The following is a 3,666-nucleotide window of genomic DNA, read 5'->3' on the forward strand; positions in this document are numbered from 1 at the left end:
GGGCGATGCGCGTGGCGGCCGTGAAGGCCGGCCGGCCGTCGATGCTCAGCGCCTCGCCCGTGGCCGAGCGGCTGCTCAGGTTCAGGCCCGTCGTGTTGGACAGCTTCCAGGCGTCGTAGCCGGAATCGAAGCTGGCCGTGGCCGGGGCGGCGGCGTACACGAACAGCTTATCGGCCGGGCCGGTGGCCCCACGCAGGGCCAGGCCCACGGTGGGCTGCGTGCTGGTGGTGCCCCGGCTCATGCGCACCTGCGTCTCGAAGTCGGTGAGGCGCTGCTCGTCGCGGAAGCGCACCTCGCCGCTGGTTTCGCTGCTGCTCACGCGCACGAAAAAGCCCTGGCCGGCGGCGATGAGCGGGTTCTGCTCCCCGCCCTCGAAGCCGGCCACAAACGCGCGGTACGTGCTGGTGTAGGGGCCGCTGCTTTCCACCACGTAAAAGCTCCGGTCCAGGCCGGGGGCGTTGGTGGCCTCTCCCAGGCCCAGCAGTTCGGCGCCGTCAATCGGCGCGGGGTAGGGGTTGCCCACCAGGGCCCAGCCGGCGGCGGGGTTTTCGCCCACCCGGCTCAGGGCCACGTCGTAGTCGCCGGTGTTGAGCGTGCCGGTGAAAGCCACCTTTTCGGTGCCCGCGAGTTGCACGGCGTAGCCGCGGCCCACTTCCAGGGCGCTGCCTAGGCCGGCCGGCACCACGAAGCCCCGGTCGAAGGGTGCGTAGGTGCTGGTCCGCGTCACGCGGCTTTGGTCGTAGCCGAACACGGTGGGGAAGGGCGTGATTTTGCCGGGGGTAGCCGAGGCGTTGTAGGCGGCGGCCCGGCTCACTTCGGGCGCGAAGCCGGGCGTGGCCAAATCGGCCACCGTCGAGCCCGTCACCGGGGCGCTGTAGTGGCGGTAGCCCAGGCCCCGGTTCTCGGTGCTCAGGTGGCGCTGCACGGTGGCCGTGCGGCCCAGCACGCGGCCCGTGCCGGAGTTCACGACCAGGGCCGTGCCGCTGGCGTCGGAAAGCAGCGTCAGGGCGTTGCCGGCCAGCACCAGATTGCCGGTGCTGCTCAGCGTCAGGGTTTGGGAAACGCTGGTGGGCGCACTCAGGGCCACGTTGCCGGGCACGGTGATGCTTAGGTTGCGCACCTGGCCGGGCAGGCCCGAGCCGGTGGCGTCGCTGCCGTTGTACACGTAGCTGGCATCCGGGGAGAACGAGCGGCCGCCCGTCACGCGCACCGTACCGATGTTGCCCTGCGGGTCGCCCACGGCCAGGATGCCGCGGGGCCGGCAGATGGCCAGCGTGCCGCCCGCCGCCAGCGCAAACGTGCCGCTGCCCGTGATGATGCGGCAGCCGTCGGCCAGCGTGCCGCCGTCCTGCACGGTCAGCGTGCCCGTCACCTCGATGTTGCCGGCCAGGGTGGCGTTGCCGTTCGGGCCGGTGATGGTGATGTTGCGGTAGGTGCCCGCCGCGATGGCGCGGGTGTCGCTTATTGTCAGGTCGCCTGTCGTATTCAGCAGCACTGATGTGTTGCCGCCACCGTTATTAGCCACAGCTAAGTCGGGACGGCCGTCGGCATTGAAGTCCGCCACCGCCACGCTGACGGGATTGGTGCCGACCCCATAGTTCACGGCCGCCGCGAAGATGCCCGTGCCCGTGCCCAGCAGCACCGACACGTTGTTGCTACCGACGTTGGCCGTGGCCAGGTCGGGGCGACCGTCGGCGTTGAAGTCGCCTACCGCTACACTGAAGGCCCCGCTGCCGGTGCCGTAGTTGATGGCCGCCGCGAAGCCGCCACTGGCTTGGGCCAGCAGCACACTCACCTTGGAGTCTCCTAAATTGGCCGTGGCCAGGTCGGGGCGGCCGTCGGCGTTGAAGTCGCCCACCGCCACGCTATAGGGATTGATGCCAACCCCGTAGTTGACGGCCGCCGCGAAGCCGCCACTGGCTTGGGCCAGCAGCACACTCACGTTACTGCTGTTGGCGTTGGCTGTGGCCAGGTCGGGGCGGCCGTCGGTGTTGAAGTCGCCCACCGCCACGCCGTAGGGATTGGTACCAACCCCGTAGTTGACGGCCGCCGCAAAGCCGCCACTGGCTTGGGCCAGCAGCACACTCACGTTACCGCTGTTGGCGTTGGCCACGGCCAAGTCGGGGCGGCCGTCGGCGTTGAAGTCGCCCACCGCCACGCTGAAGGGCCCGGTGCCAACCCCGTAGTTGACGGCCGCCGCAAAGCTGCCACCGGCTTGGGCCAGCAGCACACTCACGTTACCGCTACTGGCGTTGGCTACGGCTAGGTCGGAGCGACCGTCGGCGTTGAAGTCGCCCACCGCCACACTAACGGGACCGGTGCCAACCCCGTAGTTGACGGCCGCCGCGAAGCCGCCACTGGCTTGGGCCAGCAGCACCGACACTTTGTTATCATCCTCATTGGCTGTGGCCAGGTCGGGACGGCCGTCGGCGTTGAAGTCGCCCACCCCCACACTAATGGGACGAGTGCCGGCCCCGTAGTTCACGGCCGGGGCGAAGGTGGCCTGCCCGAAGGCGGCCGGGGCCAAAGCGGTGCTGAGCAGGGCTACCAAAAGGCCGGAAGCCAGGGGGGCGGACCAGCCCGCGCGGGCCGCCTGCCGGAAAGCGGAGTAGGGCTTTGTCATAAAAAACAAGGGGAGGAGAATTTGATGTGTAAGACGGGGTTGCTTGCGGAGCGAAAAAGCGGGACGCACCACTTTTTCGCTATAAAGAGGTGCACACAAAGCTACCGCCGGAATGGGACCCGCACCAGCCCCTGAACCGTTGAATTTCAGGGCCGTGGGGCGGGGCTGGTCTGCCCCCGCCCCCTACGCAAACGCCCCTGCCCCGCGAGCGGGACAGGAGCGTTGACAACTGGTTCAGCGGTGTGCCGCCAGTGCTAGCGGGCCTTGCGCTGGCGGAGCCGGCGCAGGCCGTAGGCCACGCCGCCGGCCAGCAGCAGCGTGGCGCCGCCGTCGATGGGCACGGCCGTGGGGGCCGCATCGGGCTGCGGCCCCGTGGAGGAGGGTTGCGCCAGGGCCGGCAGCCCACTCAGCGCCGACAGGGTCAGCGAGAGCGCCGTTAGTGCCAACAGATTCTTCTTCATACAAACAGGTCAAACAAAAGGCGAGGAAAAGCCCGGCCCCGTCGCCAGGGCCGGGCCGGAAAAATAACTACCGCAGCACCACGCGCTTGGTGAGCGTGCTGGCCCCGGCTTGCAGGCGCAGCGCATACACGCCCGCCGCCAGGCCCTCGGCCCCAAACTCGACGTGGGCCCCGCCCGCGCTCAGGCTGGCCGACTGCCGGCGCACCACCTGGCCCAGGCTGTTGAGCAGCGTGGCCTCCACCGTGCGGGCCCCGGCAATGGCCGGCACGCTCACGGTGAAGCGGCCACTGGCCGGGTTGGGGTACACGCTCACTTGTTCAGCGCTCACGCCCGTGGCCGTGGCCAGCACCGCGCTGTTGCTGAAGCTCAGCGTGAAGCGCCCCAGCAGCAGGGCCTGCGCCTCTGCGGCCGTGACGCTGAAGCTATATGCGGTGCCGCTGGCTAGCTTGAGCGTCTGGCCCGTGGCGGCGTCGCTGAGGTAGGCGTCGAGCCCGGTGGGCAGGTTCGTCAGCGCAGCGGCGCTCAGGGTGTAGGCGCCGGCGGCGGGCACGCCCACGGCCAGGGCGATGCGCGTGGCGGCCG

3 protein-coding genes are annotated in these 3,666 nt (G+C 69.7%); all 3 read right to left on the reverse strand.

Going from position 1 to position 3,666, the window contains the following annotated elements:
* Window positions 1-2,623: FG-GAP repeat domain-containing protein (locus GM79_RS22895; RefSeq protein WP_161787148.1), on the reverse strand; the 2,623-nt coding region annotated here is incomplete at its 3' end.
* 254 nt (window positions 2,624-2,877) lie between these two features.
* Complete coding sequence (locus tag GM79_RS26055) at window positions 2,878-3,084, reverse strand: PID-CTERM protein-sorting domain-containing protein (protein WP_035562606.1); 207 nt, start codon at window positions 3,082-3,084, stop codon at window positions 2,878-2,880.
* 67 nt (window positions 3,085-3,151) lie between these two features.
* Window positions 3,152-3,666 (reverse strand): T9SS type A sorting domain-containing protein (locus GM79_RS09115; RefSeq protein ID WP_035562609.1); only part of this gene is annotated, 515 nt, incomplete at its 5' end.

The sequence above is a fragment of the Hymenobacter sp. IS2118 genome, from assembly GCF_000715495.1.
Classification (GTDB): domain Bacteria; phylum Bacteroidota; class Bacteroidia; order Cytophagales; family Hymenobacteraceae; genus Hymenobacter.